This is a genomic window from Ralstonia flaminis, assembly GCF_958415495.1.
Taxonomy (GTDB): Bacteria; Pseudomonadota; Gammaproteobacteria; order Burkholderiales; family Burkholderiaceae; genus Ralstonia; species Ralstonia flaminis.
Genome location: NZ_CATZLL010000014.1, coordinates 23,080 through 40,723, shown reverse-complemented (window position 1 = coordinate 40,723; position 17,644 = coordinate 23,080). Strand labels below are relative to the sequence as shown.

Below are 17,644 nucleotides of genomic sequence, written 5' to 3'. Positions count from 1 at the left end.
ATGTCTTGATTAGTGTTGACCCGACGGCAGCGGCATGGCGTTGCCATCCAGGTCCAGATCGCGATCCGGTGCGTCTTCCGAGCGCTGGGCGCGGCGTGTTGCCAGCGTGCGTAGCAGCACATAGAACACCGGCGTGAGGAACAGGCCGAACAGCGTCACCCCCAGCATCCCCGCGAACACGGCCACGCCCATGGCATGACGCATTTCCGCACCGGCGCCGGTCGACACCACCAGGGGCACCACACCCATGATGAAAGCGATCGACGTCATCAGGATGGGGCGCAGACGCAGGCGGCAAGCCTCGATGGCGGCTTCCACGATGGAGCGTCCTTGCAGCTCAAGCTCGCGCGCAAACTCCACGATCAGGATCGCGTTCTTGCACGCTAGCCCCACCAGCACCACCAAGCCGATCTGCGTGAAGATGTTGTTGTCTCCATGCGAGAGCCACACGCCCAGCATGGCGGCAAACAGGCTCATCGGCACGATCAGGATCACGGCCAGCGGCAGTGTCAGGCTTTCGTACTGCGCCGCCAGCACCAGGAACACCAGCAGCACGCAGATCGGGAAGATCCACACGGCGGAGTTGCCAGCCAGGATCTGCTGATACGTCAGGTCCGTCCACTCGAAGCGCACGCCCTTGGGCAGCGTTTCGTGCGCAATGCGCTCCACAGCCGCCTGTGCCTGGCCCGAGGAGAAGCCCGGCGCCGGACCACCGTTGATATCGGCAGCGGTGTAGCCGTTATAGCGCACCACCATGTCCGGGCCGAAGCCTTGCGACACGCGCAGCAGAGAAGACAGCGGCACCATGTCGCCAGCAGCATTGCGCGTCTTCAGCTGCAGGATGTCTTCAGCATGGGCGCGGAACGGCGCGTCTGCCTGCACCTTCACCTGATACGTGCGGCCGAAGCGGTTGAAGTCGTTCACATACAGCGAGCCCAGGTAGACCTGCATGGTGTCGAATACGTCCGTCACGGGCACGCCAAGCTGTTTGGCCTTCACGCGGTCCAGGTCGGCATTCAACTGCGGCACGTTGATCTGGTAGCTCGAGAACGACGGGCCGAGTTCCGGTGTCTTACGGGCCTTCGCCATGAAGGCCTGCGTGGCGGCAAAGAGCTGCTCGTAGCCGACCGAGCCACGATCTTCCAGCTGCAGCTTGAAGCCACCCACCGTGCCGAGACCCTGCACCGGTGGCGGCGGGAATACCGCGATAAACGCGTCCTTGATGGCGCCGTACTGCTGGTTCAACTGGCCCGCAATCGCACCGCCCGACAGATCGGCGCTCTTGCGCTGGTCAAATGGCTTGAGCGTGACAAACACAATGCCGGCGCTCGGGCTGTTGGTGAAGCCGTTGATCGACAGGCCCGGGAAGGCCACGGCGCTTTCCACGCCAGGGTGCTTCAGGGCGATGTCCGACATGCGGCGGATTACGTCTTCCGTGCGGTCCAGCGAGGCGCCGTCCGGCAGTTGTGCGAAGCTCACCAGGTACTGCTTGTCCTGCATCGGCACGAAGCCGCCCGGTACCTTGTTGAACAGCACGGCAGTCAAGCCGATCAGCGCCAGGTAGATGCCGAGCATCACGGCCTTGCGGCCGATCACGCGCGAGGTGCTACGGCCGTACGACTCCGACGCGGCACCAAACACACGGTTGAACGGGCGGAAGATCCAGCCCAGCCCCTTGTCCATCGCACGCGCCAGCCAATCCTTCGGCGCGTCATGGCCCTTGAGCAGCAGCGCAGCCAATGCCGGCGACAGCGTGAGCGAGTTGAACGCCGAGATCACGGTCGAGATCGCAATCGTCAGCGCAAACTGCTTGTAGAACTGACCTGTCAGGCCCGTCATGAAGGCCAGCGGCACGAACACGGCAATCAGCGTCAGGGCAATGGCGATGATCGGGCCGCTCACTTCACGCATGGCCTTGTACGTGGCCTCGCGTGGTGATAACCCTTCGGCGATGTTCCGCTCGACGTTTTCCACCACCACGATGGCATCGTCCACCACAATCCCGATCGCCAGCACCAGGCCGAAGAGGGATAGCGCATTGATCGAGAAGCCGAACATCAGCATCAGGCCAAACGTACCGATGATGGACACCGGCACGGCCAGCAGCGGAATGATCGACGCACGCCACGTCTGCAGGAACAGGATCACCACGAGCACAACAAGCGCCACCGCTTCCAGCAGCGTGTGCGTGACGGCTTCGATACTCGATCGGACGAACTGCGTCGGGTCATAAACGATGCGGTAGTCGACGCCTTCAGGAAAGTCCTGCTTCAGTTCCTCCATCGTCTTGCGCACGTCATCCGAAATCTGCAGCGCGTTGGAACCCGGCGCCTGGAAGATCGGAATGGCCACAGCCTGCTTGTTGTCCAGCAGCGAGCGCAGGCCGTATTCCGACGCGGCCAGCTCGATGCGGGCCACGTCACGCAGATACGTCACGGCGCCGTTGGGCGAGCTCTTGAGGATGATGTCGCCGAATTCCTGCTCGGTCTTCAGGCGGCCCTGTGCGTTGACGGACAGTTGCAGGTCCGTGCCCGGCACCGAGGGCGAGCCGCCGATCACGCCGGCAGCCACCTGCACGTTCTGGTCACGGATGGCGCGCACGACTTCGTTGGCCGTGAGGCCACGCTCCGCCACCTTGTTCGGGTCGAGCCACACGCGCATCGAGTAGTCACCCGAGCCGAACAGTTGCACCTGGCCCACGCCGCTGATACGTGCAAGGCGGTCCTTGACGTTGAGCACCGCGTAGTTGCGCAGGTACGTCATGTCGTAGCGGTCATTGGGCGAGAGCAAGTGGACCACCATCGTCAGGTCGGGGCTGCTCTTGATGGTGGTCACGCCCAGGCGCTGCACCACGTCGGGCAGGCGCGGCAGCGCTTGCGACACGCGGTTCTGCACGAGCTGCTGTGCCTTGTCTGGGTCCGTGCCCAGCTTGAAGGTGACGGTCGTCGTCATGTTGCCGTCGCTGTTGGCTTGCGACTGCATGTACAGCATGTTCTCGACGCCGTTGATCTGCTCTTCGAGCGGCGAGGCCACGGTTTCGGCAATCACCTTCGGGTTGGCGCCCGGAAACTGCGCGCGCACCACCACCGAAGGCGGCACGACCTCGGGGTATTCCGAGATCGGCAATCGCCAGATCGAGATGATCCCGATCAACAGGATCAGCGTGGAGAGCACGCCCGCAAAGATCGGGCGGTCCACGAAGAATTTAGAGAAGTTCATGGCCGAAGTTCGGTATGTGTGCGATGAGGTTCAGACGCAATCAGGCGCGGTCAGCAGGCAGGCGTTGCGCGGTGGCTGCGGTCTTTGCATTCGCGGCCTTGGCTTCAGCCTTGGCGGCAGGTGCTGCGGGGGTATCGGCTTTGGCTTCGGCAGGCGCTTCGGGTTGCGCACCTGGCAGCACCACACGCTTGGTGACCAGGCTATCCATGGTCACGACGTTGGGTGCCACGGCGTCGCCCGGGCGCACGCGCTGGATACCGTTGACGACGATCCGATCCCCCGCCTTCAGCCCGGTCTTCACCACGCGCAAGCCATCAATGGACGCACCCACTGTGACAGCGCGGTAGCTGGTCTTGTTGGCGGCATCCACCACCAGCACGAACTTCTTGTCCTGGTCCGTACCGATGGCCTTGTCGCTGATGAGGATGGCGTCGTGCGGCGCGCCGGTGCTCATGCGCACGCGGGCGTACAGGCCCGGCGTGAGGCGGCCGTCGGCGTTGTCCAGCGTGGCGCGCACGCGGATCGTTCCCGAGCGCACATCCAGCCGGTTGTCGACAGACTGGATAGCGCCTTCGCGCGTGTAGCCGTCTTCATTGGCCAGGCCGATATAGACCGGCGTCTTCGCGCCCTGGGCCGCCTTGGCCGAATAGCGCAGGTAGCTCTGCTCGTCAGCATCAAACGCCACGTACATCGGCGAGACGGACACCAGCGTCGTCAGCACTGGCGCGCTGGGCCCGGCTGCAACGATGTTGCCGACGGTGATTTCCGCGCGCGACACGCGGCCCGAGACCGGCGCCACGATGCGCGTGTACTCCAGATTCAGCTTGGCAGCATCCAGTGCGGCTGCCGCGCCCAATTGGTTGGCTTGCGCCTCACGTGCCGCGTTTTCCTTCTCTTCGAACTCGCGGCGGGCGATGGCGTTGTCGGCCACCAGCTTTTGCGCACGATCGAGTTCCGACGTGGTGTAGGCCACGCGCGACTTGGCGGCGGTCAACGCGGCTTGCGTGCGCGCCACCTCCGCTGCGTACGGGCGTGGGTCGATGGTGAACAGCGGGTCGCCCTTCTTGACGATGCTGCCGTCCTTGAAGTGGACCGCCGTGACGGTGCCGCTTACCAGCGGGCGGACTTCGACGCGTTCAACGGCTTCGATGCGGCCGGAAAACTCATCCCACTCCGCCACGTTGCGCGCGACGACGGGTGCCACATCCACTGGCGTGGCGGCAGGTGCGGCCGGCTGCTGCGATGCGCCGGCACTGGAAACAAGACCGTAGGTGCCCACGGCTGCAACACCGAGGACAGCGGCGACCGAAATGGCGATGGTGCGTTTGGACAGGCTCATGATGTCTCTCGATTTCGTTGGGTAAGCAAAGAGAAGTGACTCTGAATGGCTCGGGAAAGCACTTGGAGCACAACGGGCCGCAGCGTAGAAACACGCGCGCGGCCTTGCACTCCATTTCTTGTTGTTGTGGGTTCAGCCAGGCCTGTTGCTGGTCGGGCCGGTCGGGTCAGGCGGGGTGCGGTCTGTGCTGTTCTTGCCGTCCGCACGTACGCGGCGCTTGGCGCGCACCGCAGCCTGACGCGTCATGCCAAGGTGCCAGCGCAGGAAACACGTCATCTCGTCTTGCGCGACCGCACTCATGGCGATCGAGTCATGACACGCCTCGTTCACGCGCACGACCTGCGTGACCACGCCTGCTTCGATGAGGGCACCGGCGTAGCGCTCGGCTTCCGTGCGCAGCAAGTCTTGCGGGGCAGTCAGCAACAGGGCCGGCGGCAGACCCTGCAGCCGGCGCGACTCCACCGGCGCAGCATACGGGTGCACACGTTCGGTCGGGCGGGGCAGGTACTGGCGATAGCAATCCGCGCAGACTTCGGCCGCGTTTTTACCGTTGGCGTCAGCGTTGGCGAGGTGGTCCGGGCGCACGCGGGCCATGGTCGGGTCCAGCATGGGGGCGATCAGCACCTGCGCACGCAGGTTGGGGCCACCGCGGTCACGCGCGATCATCGTCAACGCGGCCGACAGGTTGCCGCCCGCATCGTGCCCGGCCACGGCCATGCGGCGGCGATCGATGCCCCACGCAGCGGCATGCTCAGCCATGCAGCACAGCGCGGCGTATACGTCTTCGGGCGCGGCAGGGAAGGGCGCCGCCGGTGCCAGCGAATAGCCGACCGTTACCACCACCGCGGGCAGCGTGGTCGCCAAGTGGCGCGCCGGGGCGTCCGCATCGTCAATCGAGCCATTCACGAAGCCACCGCCATGCAGGTAGAGCACGGCCGGTTGGCGCAGCGGCGCAGCTTCGTCAGGGTGAAATTCGGGGTGAAACACGCGTAGCCGGATACGGTTGGCGTAACCCTGCGTCCAATAATCCTCCGCCCGCACCTCGCGTGACAGCACATCCACTGTGGCGGGTTTTTCGGTCAACGCTCGTTGCTCAGGCAACGTGCATGTTGCACTGCGCAAATGGTGATTGCCTGCAACATTTGTGGCGCCGTTGGCGCAGAGCGATTGCTTCGCGTGAACATCGACCGAAGCCGGTGAGGTGGCGAGCGAGCGATCCGAAACAATCAGACGCGGTGGAGAAGAACCCATGATGTCAGGCGGGGCTTACCTTTATGGATAACCCGGATGTCGATGGGCTGAATGATGGTGATTAGACGATCGCGGATAAATGCCTATAATCGGACATCACTATTAGTCACAGCCGAACAATCAAAATCCATGGTTGTGCTACAAAGTGGCATTGCTCGAGGCCGATCTTATTGCGCTGCAAAATCCCTGCGCGCAGCAATGTTTATCGATCGAGCCAACCGGGTGCACCCCTTTCAGATTCCACAGGTCCAGCCCAGCGCATTGCCGTTCTGATTCCGGCAGTGCGCCCGCCCCGTGGAGTCCGACCTTCAGGAGCCGCAGATGGATCGATTGCAGGCCATGCAGGTTTTCACGCGCGTTGTGGAAGCCAGCAGTTTCACCAAGGCTGCCGACAGCCTTCAATTACCTCGTGCCACGGTGACGAACCTGGTGCAAAGCCTTGAGGCGCATCTCGGCGTGCGTCTGCTCCACCGGACCACGCGCCGCGTGAATGTCACTGCCGATGGTGCGGCTTATTACGAGCGCTGCGTGCGGCTGCTCGGAGACCTGGAAGAAACTGAAGCTGCGTTCTCGCAGAGCGCATCGGGGGCGCGCGGCACGTTGCGCATCGACGTGCCCGGCTCGATTGGCAAACGGTTGCTGGTGCCGCGTATCCGTGATTTTCACGACGCGTACCCCGATCTTCAGCTCGAGATCGGCATGAGCGACCGCACCGTCGACCTCGTGCAGGAAGGCGTGGATTGCGCCGTGCGTGTGGGCGAGTTGCAGGATTCCAGCCTGGTGGCGCGCCGGGTCGGCCAATTGTCGATGGTGAACTGCGCCTCGCCGGAGTACCTCGCGCGGCATGGCACGCCCACCACGCTGGAGGATCTGCAGGATCACACGGCGGTGAACTACTTCTCGCCGCGCAACGGGCGCCGCATGGATTGGGATTTTGTCATCGATGGCCAGAAGCAGATTCACAAGGTGCGCGGCATGGTGTCAGTCAACGACGCGGAATCCGCTGTGGCATGCGGGTTGCACGGCCTGGGCCTGATGCAGACAGCGCGCTTTCTGGTGTACGAGCACCTGATGTCTGGCGCGCTGGTGGAAGTGCTGCCGGACTACGTCTCGGAGTCGTTGCCGGTGTCGGTCATCTATCCGCACAACCGTCATCTGTCGCCCAAGGTGCGCGTGTTTGTGGACTGGGTTGCCACGCTGTTTGCCGACCATCCGTGCCTGCAGCTCAAGGAAAGTCCACGGTTGCAGATTGTTAGCGCCGCTTGAACAGTCTTTTTCTGGAAGGTGCATTTATCAGTCGGGAGCAACGATCTATTCTGGGTTCCAAGCGCAACAACGAGCGCAACCGAACAAGGAAACGATCATGAACTCCCGTCTCTCCTCCCTCTTTTCCCGCCGCGCTGCATTGGCCCTGGTGGCTGCGCTGTCGGCGTCCGCAACCCTGCTGTCGGCCCAACCGGCAGCCGCTGCGGAGCAGCCCAACTTTGATGCACCGGCTGCCACGCAGGCTGGCCGGTTCGATCCGTACACGCAAGGCGCTGATCGCCAAGCCGATACGTATGGCTATCTGTCGCGCGCCGGCGACCGCTTCGACCCCTACAGCCAAGGTGCCGACCGCCAGGCTGACACCTACGGCTACTTGTCGTGGAATGGTGATGCGAGCTATCCGAAGGATGGCGCCGCCTCGCGCGTTTAAGCAGTCCCTGCCGTTTTTCTCCTCCTCCCTGTTTGCGGCGTGACTTGTTGAAGTCACGCCGTTTTTTATTGCGCTCAGCGCACTTTCCTTGAAGGCGTATCCGGCGCTGGCATGCCGATCTGGCCCATCTGCCGGCGGCATCAATGTTCCATTGAACATTCTCGTTCGAAGTCAAAAGGCGTCACAAAATCCGGTCCCATATCCAATCCGACATGGGGACCGTCATGACCATCGACCTCGCGAGCGCCATGCTCGACTCGATCCGGACGACGCGCGCTAACATCGCCGGCGCCGACGAGCCAACCGCCGGGGGCGGTGCCGGCTTTGCCGATCTGCTCAAGCAGGCGGTGCTGAACACCGACAACCAGCAGCACCAGGCCAACGATCTCGTGACTGCCGTGGAGACGGGCGCCAGCGACGACCTCGTCGGCGCGATGCTGTCGAGCCAGCAAGCCAGTCTGTCGTTCTCGATGATGGTTCAGACGCGCAACAAGCTGATGAGCGCGTTTGACGACATCATCAAGATGCAGATCTGACGGGGTCGCGACGGTGCTAGATCAGCTCAAGACCCTCACTGCGCGTTTCGCGCCCGACGGTGGCTTTCGCCTGCCGTCTTCCGCCGCACTTGCCAAAGTGCTCCCGATCGTCGTACTTGCGATCTGCCTGACGGCGCTGGCCATGATGGTGATGCACCACCGCGATGCCCAGTACAAGCCGCTGTTTGGCGCGCAGGAATCGATTAGCGCGTCCGACATGATGGCCACGCTCGACGCCGAGAACATCCCGTATCGCATTCACCCCAATAGCGGTCAGGTGCTCGTGCCCGAACAGAAGCTTGGTGCGGTGCGCATGCTGCTGGCCGCCAAGGGTGTGGTCGCCAAGCTGCCCGAAGGGCTCGAACAGGTAGATAAGAACGACCCGCTGGGCGTGAGCCAGTTCGTGCAGGACGTGCGCTTCCGCCGCGGCCTGGAAGGCGAACTCACGCAGAGCATCATGTCACTCGACCCGGTGTCTGCGGCGCGCGTGCATCTGTCGATCGCCAAATCGACGTCGTTCATTCTTTCCGATGGTGATAAGAGTTCGGCGTCAGTGGTGCTGACGCTCAAGCAGGGGCGCCAGCTCTCGAAGGAGCAGATTGCGGCCATCGTGGCGATGGTGGCGGGTAGCGTGGCCAACCTGGACCCGGCGGGTGTGACAGTCGTCGATCAGGCGGGCCGTCATCTGTCTGCGCAGATCGATACCACGTTGGGCAACACCGCAGCGGACAACGAAATCGGCGCACGTGTGCGTGAAGACACGCTGCGCAATATCCGCGAGCTGTTGGCATCGACGCTGGGCGACGGCAACTTCCGCGCCAGTGTTGCGGTGGAGGTGGATCACGACCGCGTGGAAGAAACCCACGAGCAGTACGGCGAAGCCCCAAAGGTGACGCAAGAAGCGATTCGCGACGAGAAGGACATCGGTCAGGCCGCGCTTGGCGTGCCGGGCTCGCTGTCGAACCGTCCGGCGCCACCGACGGCGGCAAGCGCTCCCGAAGCCCCGCATTCGGCCAAGAACGCACAGACCCGTCAGTACGCGTACGACCGCAATGTTGTGCAGATCAAGCGTGCGCCGGCTCGTGTCAAGAAGCTCAACGTGGCCGTTGTGTTGAACAACGCGGCCGCGCCGGGTGGCGCAAAAACGTGGTCGCCTGAACAGCTCGCGCATGTCGATCAGATCCTGCGTAACGGGCTCGGCATCGACAAGGGCCGTGAGGATGCGCTGGTCGTGTCGTCGCTCGATTTTCGCAGTACGCCGGTCGACACACCGCTGCCGTGGTGGAAGCAGCCCGACAACATCGTGACGATGGGCACGTGGGGTGCCTGGGTATTGGGTTCGCTGTTCGCCTTCTTCTTCGTGTTGCGCCCGCTACTCAAGGTGCTGCGCACCTGGGCCAATGGTGGCCGCGATCCGCAACAGGACGCCACGCAGGCCGCCGTTGCACCGGCTGCACTCGATGCGCCGGGCACCGCAGACGCCGCTGCCTTGCCGCACGACACGCAGCCGCTGCTGTTGGCCGACGCCAACCTGCCGCCGGTTGGCTCCGATGTCGACGTACTGATCGAACACCTGAAGCACCTGGCCGGCCAGGACCCTGACCGTGTTGCTGAAGTCATCAAACCTTGGATTCGAGACCATGACCACGACCAATAACGCGATGGTGGCCGCCGGCAGCAGCTTGCCCGCATCACATGAGGCGCCCACCGCACCGAACCTGAGCACAGTGGAGCGCGCAGCCATCATCTTGCTGAGCATGGGCGAGGAAGCCGCCGCCGGCGTGCTGCGCTGTCTGTCACGTGAAGAACTGCTGGGTGTCACGATGGTGATGTCGCGCATGCAGGGCGTGAAGGTGGACGCCGTGCAAATGACCATCGAACGTTTCTTTGCGGACTTTCGTGCGCAGAGCAGCGTGCGTGGCGCGTCGCGCTCGTTCCTGCAGCGCTCGCTGGATCTGGCGCTGGGTGGCGTGGTGGCCAACAGCGTGCTCAACAAGATCTACGGCGATGTGATCGGCCCGAAGATGGCCCGCCTGCAGTGGGCGCAGCCGCAATGGCTGGCAGATCGCCTGCGCGATGAACACGTACGTATGCAGGCGATGTTCCTGGCCTTCCTGCCGCCTGAGCAGGCCAGCGCCGTGATTGATGCGCTGCCGGACGCGCAGCGCGAACAGGTGCTGCTGGATATCGCACGCCTGAAAGAGATTGACCATGACCTGCTGCGCGACCTCGAAGCCGTGGTCGATGGCTGTATCGCCAACCTCGGCACGCAGAGCACAGCGGTGGAGGGCGTGCGTCAGGCGGCGGAGATCATCAACCGCATGCCGGGCGACCGCGCACGACTCGTGGAACTGCTACGTGCACGCGATCCGGAGCTCTTCTCGCTGGTGGAAGACCGCATCTACGACTTCTCGCTGATTGGGCAGCAGAGCGACGAAGCCATCGCCGTCATCCTCGAACAAGTGGACATGGAGCTGTGGGGCGTTGCGCTCAAGGGCAGCGATCCGGCAGTGCGTGAGGCGCTCATGCGCGCCATGCCGCGCCGCTCGGTGCAGGCGTTCGAAGAGATGCTGCGTCGTACCGGCCCGGCGCCGGCCAGCCGTGTTGAGGCCGCACGCCGCGAAATCATGGCGCAGGTCAAGGAACTGGCCGACGAAGGCGATATTGAACTGCAGCTCGTCGCGGAGGACGTGATCCGATGAGGGCATATCGCCGCTACGCATTCCCGCCGCTGGCGCAAGTGCGCGCGGCACACGGGCGGATCGACCCGCTGGCGCAACCGGACGACGTCGCCTTGCTGGCGGCACCGCTGCATGAGCCATTGGCCGAGGCGCTGCTCGATGAGGCCCGTCAGGCCGGCTACGACGCCGGACACGCCGACGGTTTTGCCGCCGGAAAAAAGACAGGCGCCGAGCGCGCGCAACAGGACACCCGTGCGCGCTTCGAAGCGCTAGCAGCGCCCGTCGACGCACTGGCCGCCGGCTTTGCCGGCGCGCAGCAGGCGTATCGCGCCGCTGTGCGCGCAGAGGTGGCGACACTGGTGGGTGACGTTGCTCGCCAGGTCATCCGCGCGGAGCTCGATGCACGCCCCGAACAGATTCTCGCCTTCGTGGACGAGGCACTCGATACGCTGCCCAAGGCGCCGGAGTCGGCGGAAGTGCGACTCAACCCGGACGACTACGCGCGCATTTCCGCAGCCGCGCCGCAGCGCGTGCAGGGTTGGCACCTCGTGCCCGACGAACGTCTTGCCCCCGGCGAGTGCCGGGTCAAGGCTGGCGATGTGGAGATGGATGCGGGCTGCGGCCAACGGCTGGCTGCCTGCATTGAACGGGTCAGCGCGCAGCTCGCGCTGGCCGATGCCGCCGAGGCAGCACCTGCCGCGGACCAAACCGGAGACCACGCATGAGTCACACCGCACTCGGGCATGTCAACCTGGCTGACGTTCCCGTCGCCCGTCCGGTGGGGCGGTTGTCTGCCGTTTCCGGCTTGCTGCTGGAGGCCACTGGTTATGCGTTTGAAACTGGCCAGCACGCGCGCATCGAAACCACGACCGGCTCGTGGTTGGACGCGCGGGTGGTCGGCTTTCGGCAGGGGGTGTCGTACCTGATGCCGTTCCGGCCCGCTGAGGGCCTGGCCGCGGGCGCACGCGTCTTTGCTGAGGACGGCGGGCGTTCGCTTGCCATCGGTCCGGCCTGGCGTGGCCGCATCATCGACGGCCTGGGTGAACCGATTGACGGACGCGGCCCGCTGACGGGCGAGGCCTCGCTCAACCTGGAGCCTCCTCGCATCAACCCGCTACGCAAACGGCCCGTTGCCGGCACGCTGGATGTTGGCGTGCGCGCCATCGACGGCATGTTGACACTTGGCCGTGGGCAGCGCGTCGGCCTGTTTGCGGGCAGCGGCGTCGGCAAGAGTGTGTTGCTTGGGATGATTACGCGCCAGGCGGCGGCAGATGTCGTCGTGGTTGGCCTGATTGGCGAGCGCGGCCGTGAGGTGGGTGAGTTTGTTGAACACGCGCTGGGGCCGGAGGGTTTGTCCAAGGCCATCGTCGTGGTGGCGCCGGCAGACGAATCCCCGCTGATGCGCCTGATGGCGACTGAACTCTGCCACGCCATCGCCGCGCATTTTCGAGACGCAGGCAACAACGTCCTGCTGCTGGTTGATTCGCTCACGCGCTACGCCATGGCGCAGCGTGAACTCGCGCTGGCATTGGGCGAGCCGCCCGCCACGCGCGGCTATCCACCATCGGTGTTCGGCCTGCTGCCGCGCCTGGTAGAGAGCGCAGGTAACGGTGAGGGCGAAGGCAGTATGAGCGCCATCTACACCGTGCTGGCCGAAGGCGATGACGAGCAGGACCCCGTGGTCGACACCGCCCGCGCGATCCTCGACGGTCACATCATGCTCTCGCGCGATCTGGCATCGCAGGGGCATTACCCCGCCATTGACGTGCTGCGCTCGGTCAGCCGCTGCATGTCACTCGTAGCACCGCGCGAGCAGCAAGCCGCAGCACGCAAGGTGCGCGACATGATGGCCCGCCACGCCAGCGTGCGCGACCTGATCCCCCTGGGCGGCTATGTCGAGGGCGCAGACCCTGCGACCGACCACGCGGTCGCCATGCACGAATCCATCCTGGCATTCCTGTGTCAGGCGCAAGACGAATCGTCGTCGCGTGAGGCAACGCTTAACACACTCGCGGAGTTGGTCGTATGAATACAGAGCGTACTGTCGCCGGGCTTTCCCGGCTTGCCGCGCTGCGCGCGCGCGAGGTTGACCGGATCGGCGCAGACGTCGCCGCGCGAGATGCGGAAGGCGCGCGCTACCGCCGTCACCTCGCACAGATGGCAACGTTGCTGCAGAACACCGACACCAATGCACCAGCGCATCCGGCGCACGCCATGAATGGTGCGCGCTACCGCGCAGCGTTGGCAGACATGATCCACCAGCACGAGCGCGAGCTTGCACACCATGATGCTGCGCTTGCATCGCTGCGTGGGGAGCTGTGCGCAGCGCGGTTGCATCACGAACGTATTGACGTCGTACGGCGCAAGAAGATCGCCATGCTCGACGCTGTGCATCGCTCGAATGAGCGCAAACGTGAAGACCAACAGGCTTCCCAGGCTTGGCTGCGTCAGCGGCTGGCACAGGGGAGCGCCACTTCCGCCCCATCCTGATCAACCTACGAGGAGTGCCATGTTCAACATCGGAGACCCCGCGACCAACGCGCAAGCGTTCACCGATCTCTATATGCAGAATGCGCTGCTGCGCCTGAAAAGCCAGAAGGCGACCAACGCAGCTCAGCAAGACGCCTTGGGCAAGCTGCGCAATGCACTGAGTTCATTCCAGACGTCGCTGCTCAGCCTGTCTGGGGCCAGCAGCATCGTGAAGCAAAAGGCAACGCTGTCGAATCCCTCACTGGGCAGCGCAACGGTGGGCGCAAGCGCACAACCCGGCAGCTACTCGTTCTTTGTCGAACGACTTGCCTCCGCACATCAGATTGCGTACCAGGGCGTGCCGCCCTACAAGGCCGAAGACGCCGGCACGCTGAAGGTGGCATTGGATGACGGCACGTCATTCGATGTGGACTTGTCGGGTGCCAAAGCCGATGCGAGCGGCAATGTGTCGCCCGCCGAGCTTGCGCGTGCGATCAATCAGTCACCTGACAACGCCGGCAAGGTCGCGGCGTCGATCGTCACGATCAACGGCGAGCAGAGGCTCGTGCTTACGTCGGGCCAGACGGGTGAGGCTGGGGGTATCACGCTCGATACGAGCGGCGTCGACGATCCCGCACTTGCCGCTGTGCTGAGTGGGCGACCGCAGGAGCTTGCCGCCGCCAGCGATGCCGTCTTCCGGCTCGGCGGTGAAAGTGGCGAGGAGATCAAGCAGGCGTCAAACACGTTTACCGGCATTGAAGGCGTTTCTGTCACCTTTACCCAAGCGATGGTGCCCGGTGATGCGCCACTGCGTCTGGAAGTTGAGCTCGACAAGAGCGGCACGACCGAGGCGGTGCAGGCGTTTGTGGATGCCTACAACGAGGTCATGAACGTGCTGGCCGAACTGACCAAGACGAACCCAGACAACCCCGCAGAGGCCGGGCCGTTTGTGGGTGACGCTGGCGTGCGAGGCCTGCAGCAGCGCATGAACGACCTTTTGCGCGGCGCAGTGGGCGACGCGCGGCTGATGGATTTTGGCATCTCGGCAGACCGCAACGGCAAGCTGTCGCTCGATACGGAAAAGCTTGAGGCAGGGCTGGCAAAGAACCCGAAAGGTCTGGACGCACTGTTTGCTGACGGTGACACCGGCATCGCAAAGCGTATGGACGACTACCTGAAGACCTGGACGTCGTCTGTGGATGGCCATCTCAAGCGCCGTCAGGACTCCAGCGAGGTCGTTGAGAAATCATTGAACAAGAAAGAGCTTTCGCTCGATGCGAAATACAGTCAGGTCTACAACCGGTACTTGGCGCAGTTCACGCGAGTCTCTGAGCTGCAGAGCCGGATGGAATTCACGATGAGTCTACTCGAGAGCCTGCCCGAGATTGGCGGAGGAAAGAAATGACGACACAACACGGCTACGGTGACTACCAGACTGCGAACCTCGCGGGGCAGGTGGCGAGCGCCTCGCCCGTGCGGCTCGTGATCGTGCTGATGGACGGTCTGCTTGACGAGATGGCACGTGCGCGTGCGCACATTGAGGCCAAGCGCTTTGAGGCGAAGGGACACAGCCTGAACAAGTGCATCGGCATGCTGCATGGCCTGACAAGTGCGCTGGATTTTGATACGGGCGGCGACGTGGTGGTGAACCTTGCCCGGCTGTACGAATACTGCTCTTGGCGGCTGAACGAGGCGGGAATCGCGCTGGATCCGGCAACGATCGATGAGGTTTCCGAGCTGATCCGCACGGTGCGGCAAGCGTGGGAAGGCGTCGACCAACGATTTGGATAACTACGACATGGACCAGACCGACTATCTGTTGAGGCTTGCGTCGCGTATGCGTCAAGCGACCTTGAAGCGCGATATTGATGCCATCGAACGCCTGAACCGCGAAGTGCATGACGTCGCCGCCGCCATGGGGCGTGACATTGCCATGAGCAAATCCGAGCGTGAATCGCTTGCGTTGCTGAAGGTGGCACATCAGGCCGCTATTGCGCTGATCACGTCGGAATCCAAGCGGCTGATCGAGACAATGGGCGGGCTCCGGACGCACCGTGCGGGTTGGGAAGCTTACGCGGCCGTGCAACGGAGCGGGCGATGATGCTCGGGATGCTGGCCGTCGGCGACATCTCGCTCGCCGCGATGCACACGAGGCAAGCAACTGCCCCGGTGCCATCGAACGTGGGTTTCACACTGGGCGATATGAAGATGGCTGCCTTTGACGGTGTTCCTGCAGACGAACTTGCCGCCGATGTGGGGACAGCGGAATTCGCTTCGCTGGATGCGTTGGTCGCGCAGATGCTGGCGCAAGTGGTGGAAGCCGATGCGCCGGTTAGCGTGCCCCCGGCCTTGCAGGATGGCACGCATGTGCCGTCGCACTTGATGCAGGCGCTGGAAGCGCGCGGCGAAACCGAAGCTGCACAGAGTGGTGACGTAGCTCAGCGTGCGGGGGAGTTGGGTGTTGCACTGCGCATGCCGCAGGCAGCCACGCCGAGCGTTGCGCTTGCACAGCACGTTGCGGTTGAAGCCGCCATGCCTGGCCGTGTGGGAACGCAGGTAGCAGAGCGCGTTACCGCCGAACGCCAGTTGAGTGCTGCACCAGCGGAGCGTGTGCGCGGTGCGGGAGTTGATGCATTGACACAGGTTGGAGCATCGCCCGCCACGACTTCGCGCCTTACAAACGATGTGCCGTTCCCGTCAGCCACCACGATGGTGGTGCCAGAAGGCTCCCTGCGCTTGGGCGTGGTGGTGGCTGAATCGGCGGCGGACCCGGCGCAGCAAGTCGCTCGCAACACGGAGCCCACACAGGCGCAGCAGAAGTTGCTTGACGCGCTTGGTGAGCGCCTGAGCGTGCAAACGCACCAAGGCATGCGGCACGCTGTCATCCGGCTCGATCCCTACATGAGTGGATCGGTGCGGATCGAGCTGCGGCAAGAAGCACATGGCATGGCTGTTCATCTGTCGGCCACCAATCAGGAGGTTGTCCGTCAGTTGCAGGCAATTGGCGAGAGCCTGCGCCAGGATCTCGGCGCGCGGAATGGCGCCGACGTGACCGTGCAGGTGTCGGCGAGCCGGCATGGCCAAGCAGAACAGGATGCATCCGGCGGGCGCGAACGCCATGCACGCGACCACGGACAGGAGCATGCGCCGGGTCGTGGGCTCGCATCGGCGGGCGGCGATGGTGCATTTGAACAAGCGTCGCGCGATGTGGCGCGCATGCAGAAGGAATCGACATGAAGAAGAACTTGATGATTGCCGCAATCGCGGTCGCGGTGGTGCTGGCAACAGCGGGTGCCACGGCATTCACGATGAGCCGCATGAATGGAGCGAGCGCAGCTTCTGCCGCGCCGGTGGTTCCTGCGCCCGCGCGCAATGCAATCTCTGACGAGGCGCGTTATGTGTCGCTAGAGAAGCTGGTCGTGATGCTACGCAATGATGGCCCTGGTGCCCGCCCGCGCCATCTCGTGATGGATCTGGTGTTTGTTGCCGCTAACGCAAAACAGGAAAAGGCTGTGCGCGAGCAACTGCCGATCCTGCGCGCAACGGCATTCCGCGCGTTTGCCGAGCACACGCCGGACGAAGTGGTGCGCATGCATCCGGACGACTTTGAGGCCGCTCTGGACAAGGAATACGCGGCTGCATATGGCCGGACCAATCGCATGCCGTTCGAGCAGGTGCTGGTAACGAAGGCCATGATGGACTGAAGCAGATGAGCGCGATGACCCACACCGAATACCAGAGCATCCAGTGCGCAGCGCAGGCACTGACTCCTGCATCTGAGGCCCGCTGGATGGCCCACTACGCACCACTGGTCAAGCGCACGGTGCGCAAGCTCAGCTCGCATGCAACGGGCGGCATGGATCTGGACGATCTTGAGCAGTTGGGCCTGATGGGCCTGCTTGAAGCTCTGCGCCGCTATGGCGAGCCGGACGACGAATTTCAGCACTTTGCGCTGGTGCGCGTGCGTGGGGCAATTCTTGATGAGCTTCGCCGCCAGGATTGGCGCCCGCGCGCGACACGCCAGAGCGCACACCGCATGCGGAGTGCGGAGCGCACGCTGCGCCGCAAGCTGGGTCGTGATCCGACTCGCGATGAGCTGTGCGAAGCGCTGGGCGTGGATGGCGATGCATTCGATCAAATCCTGCTCGACGATAACGCGCAGGAATTCGTCAGCTTTGACGCGATGCTGGAAGACGGTGCTGTACATGGCGCCGACGACGGCATTGAACGTCAGATCGTGGTGCGGCAGTCTCTGGAGAAGGCATTGGGCCTGCTCGATGAGCGCGAGCAGACCGTGATTCAGCTGTACTACGAGTTTGACCTGAGCCTGGCCGAGATCGGTGCGGTGCTCGGACTGACATCGGCACGTGTGTGCCAGATCAGCAAGAAGGCGCTGATGAAGATGCGAGAGCATCTTGGACAGCATTGATAGGGCGCTCGCCGTCGTGACCGC

At 63.7% G+C, this 17,644-nt stretch carries 17 protein-coding genes; 14 read left to right on the top strand and 3 right to left on the bottom strand.

The genetic code is table 11. The features are described 5' to 3' along the window. Positions 1 to 9: 9 nt before the first annotated feature. From R2N11_RS19800 to R2N11_RS19790, 3 genes are all read right to left on the bottom strand, one after another. On the bottom strand, positions 10 to 3,219 hold the full coding sequence (locus tag R2N11_RS19800; RefSeq protein ID WP_199032965.1) for an efflux RND transporter permease subunit: 3,210 nt from the start codon (positions 3,217 to 3,219) through the stop codon (positions 10 to 12). A gap of 40 nt (positions 3,220 to 3,259) precedes the next feature. Further along, the gene (locus R2N11_RS19795; protein ID WP_199032966.1) at positions 3,260 to 4,558 is read right to left on the bottom strand and encodes an efflux RND transporter periplasmic adaptor subunit; all 1,299 of its coding nucleotides are present in this window, start codon (positions 4,556 to 4,558) and stop codon (positions 3,260 to 3,262) included. A gap of 132 nt (positions 4,559 to 4,690) precedes the next feature. Beyond that, the gene (locus tag R2N11_RS19790; protein WP_316682108.1) at positions 4,691 to 5,809 is read right to left on the bottom strand and encodes an alpha/beta hydrolase; all 1,119 of its coding nucleotides are present in this window, start codon (positions 5,807 to 5,809) and stop codon (positions 4,691 to 4,693) included. Positions 5,810 to 6,130: 321 nt separating this feature from the next. Here R2N11_RS19790 and R2N11_RS19785 point away from each other — a divergent pair, with 321 nt between their 5' ends. The 14 genes from R2N11_RS19785 to R2N11_RS19720 all read left to right on the top strand — a co-directional run bounded on the left by R2N11_RS19785 (position 6,131) and on the right by R2N11_RS19720 (position 17,620). Next, complete coding sequence (locus R2N11_RS19785) at positions 6,131 to 7,075, top strand: LysR family transcriptional regulator (RefSeq protein WP_316682107.1); 945 nt, start codon at positions 6,131 to 6,133, stop codon at positions 7,073 to 7,075. A 97-nt stretch (positions 7,076 to 7,172) separates the two neighbouring features. Beyond that, entirely contained in the window at positions 7,173 to 7,505 is a 333-nt protein-coding gene (locus R2N11_RS19780; RefSeq protein WP_199032520.1) for a hypothetical protein, read from the top strand. A 224-nt stretch (positions 7,506 to 7,729) separates the two neighbouring features. Beyond that, positions 7,730 to 8,041 (top strand): flagellar hook-basal body complex protein FliE, encoded by a 312-nt coding sequence (fliE, locus tag R2N11_RS19775; protein ID WP_233177122.1) that lies wholly within the window; start codon positions 7,730 to 7,732, stop codon positions 8,039 to 8,041. A gap of 13 nt (positions 8,042 to 8,054) precedes the next feature. Further along, positions 8,055 to 9,698 (top strand): flagellar basal-body MS-ring/collar protein FliF, encoded by a 1,644-nt coding sequence (fliF, locus tag R2N11_RS19770; RefSeq protein ID WP_316682106.1) that lies wholly within the window; start codon positions 8,055 to 8,057, stop codon positions 9,696 to 9,698. Positions 9,699 to 9,702: 4 nt separating this feature from the next. Further along, a complete protein-coding gene (locus R2N11_RS19765) occupies positions 9,703 to 10,743 on the top strand; it encodes a FliG C-terminal domain-containing protein (RefSeq protein WP_199032523.1) in 1,041 nt (346 codons plus the stop codon). Continuing rightward, positions 10,740 to 11,447: a FliH/SctL family protein gene (locus R2N11_RS19760; RefSeq protein WP_316682105.1), complete on the top strand. Its 708-nt coding sequence runs from the start codon at positions 10,740 to 10,742 to the stop codon at positions 11,445 to 11,447. The genes R2N11_RS19765 and R2N11_RS19760 overlap by 4 nt, the downstream gene beginning before the upstream one ends. Further along, entirely contained in the window at positions 11,444 to 12,751 is a 1,308-nt protein-coding gene (locus R2N11_RS19755; RefSeq protein WP_199032517.1) for a FliI/YscN family ATPase, read from the top strand. The genes R2N11_RS19760 and R2N11_RS19755 overlap by 4 nt, the downstream gene beginning before the upstream one ends. Continuing rightward, positions 12,748 to 13,212, top strand: a complete 465-nt coding sequence (locus tag R2N11_RS19750) for a flagellar FliJ family protein (RefSeq protein WP_199032516.1) — start codon at positions 12,748 to 12,750, stop codon at positions 13,210 to 13,212. Before R2N11_RS19755 ends, R2N11_RS19750 begins: the two co-directional genes overlap by 4 nt. Positions 13,213 to 13,231: 19 nt before the next feature. Beyond that, entirely contained in the window at positions 13,232 to 14,596 is a 1,365-nt protein-coding gene (gene fliD / locus R2N11_RS19745) for a flagellar filament capping protein FliD (protein ID WP_316682104.1), read from the top strand. Then, positions 14,593 to 14,982 carry a flagellar export chaperone FliS gene (gene fliS, locus R2N11_RS19740; RefSeq protein WP_199032514.1) on the top strand — a complete coding sequence of 130 codons (390 nt, stop codon included), beginning with the start codon at positions 14,593 to 14,595 and terminating at the stop codon, positions 14,980 to 14,982. The genes fliD and fliS overlap by 4 nt, the downstream gene beginning before the upstream one ends. Positions 14,983 to 14,989: 7 nt before the next feature. After that, positions 14,990 to 15,292: a hypothetical protein gene (locus R2N11_RS19735; protein WP_199032513.1), complete on the top strand. Its 303-nt coding sequence runs from the start codon at positions 14,990 to 14,992 to the stop codon at positions 15,290 to 15,292. After that, entirely contained in the window at positions 15,289 to 16,428 is a 1,140-nt protein-coding gene (locus R2N11_RS19730; RefSeq protein ID WP_316682103.1) for a flagellar hook-length control protein FliK, read from the top strand. The genes R2N11_RS19735 and R2N11_RS19730 overlap by 4 nt, the downstream gene beginning before the upstream one ends. Further along, positions 16,425 to 16,895: a flagellar basal body-associated FliL family protein gene (locus tag R2N11_RS19725; protein ID WP_199032511.1), complete on the top strand. Its 471-nt coding sequence runs from the start codon at positions 16,425 to 16,427 to the stop codon at positions 16,893 to 16,895. Before R2N11_RS19730 ends, R2N11_RS19725 begins: the two co-directional genes overlap by 4 nt. Before the next feature lie 14 nt (positions 16,896 to 16,909). Then, complete coding sequence (locus R2N11_RS19720; RefSeq protein ID WP_316682102.1) at positions 16,910 to 17,620, top strand: FliA/WhiG family RNA polymerase sigma factor; 711 nt, start codon at positions 16,910 to 16,912, stop codon at positions 17,618 to 17,620. Positions 17,621 to 17,644 lie beyond the last annotated feature (24 nt).